We start from the raw sequence: 936 nt of genomic DNA, 5'->3' as shown, positions 1-936 counted from the left end.
GCCCCAGGGCGCATAGTCGCGCCCGCCATTGCTGAACCACAGCATGGTGACCGGCAGCTCGGCCGGGTTCTTCAGCACCAGCACCAGATCCTGCTCGGCGCGGCGGGCGAGCGCCGTCCAGCCCGGCCCGCCATGATCGGCCTCGACCAGGGTGATGAAATCCTCGCGCCGGTCTTCCATGCGGTAGTCGGCGAGATCGGCGGTGCCGCCGGCCGCGAGCGGGAAACGGGTTAGGTCGGTGGCGCGGGCGGGATAGGCCAGACGAAACCGGCCGCGCGCCGGATCGGGCTCCAGAGGGGTCTCAGGCGTGACCGCCAGACGTTTCGGCGAGAAGGCGAGCCGGCCGCCGTCCTGCATCGCCGTCATCGGATGGTGGGCGACGGAAATGGCGCCGGAACCGCCGGAGAAGATGTGTTCCTGGTAGAGGAAGGGATGGTTGTCGCGGAGCGTGAAGACCTTGTCGACGGAAGCACCCATCACCTTGCGGCGCAAGCGGAAGACGGCGCGCCAGCCGCCGGCGATGGCACTGCTTTCGACGACATCCCACTCGCTGTTGGCCGTCCAACCGTGGAGGGGAGCAGCTTCGACATCGCTGGTGGAGAACGGCGCGCAGAGGAAGTCGCCGGACAGGCGCACCGTGCCTTCGGGGAGGTTTTGCGGCAACGTCGCGCGCGGCGAGCCGACCCAGGGCGCGCGGTGCAGCGGTTTTAGGCGGCGGCCATCGGCCTCGATTTCCAGGGCGGCGATGTGGCCGACGGCGAGATCGAGGGAGACCGAGATGCCTTTTGCGTTGATGCTGAGGGTGTCCATTGCCAAACCTCGAATCTTCGGTGACAACAAAGCCTGACCGGCGGCAGCGGCGCAAGCAGGGCGATAGGCATTTTGCATCAGGCGAATGCCACCAATTGTCGAACTCGGCGCTGCCGACCTTGAAGG

1 protein-coding gene is annotated in these 936 nt (G+C 67.3%); it reads right to left on the bottom strand.

The window, feature by feature from the left end; all coding sequences use genetic code 11:
• Positions 1 to 810: hypothetical protein (locus EOA49_RS32170; protein ID WP_127243611.1), on the bottom strand; the 810-nt coding region annotated here is incomplete at its 3' end.
• Between the last annotated feature and the right edge of the window lie 126 nt (positions 811 to 936).

This window comes from Mesorhizobium sp. M1A.F.Ca.IN.020.04.1.1 (genome assembly GCF_003997315.1).
In the GTDB taxonomy this organism is placed as follows: Bacteria; Pseudomonadota; Alphaproteobacteria; order Rhizobiales; family Rhizobiaceae; genus Mesorhizobium.
Note: the sequence above shows the minus strand (reverse complement) of the source record. Positions and strands in the feature narration are given on the sequence as shown.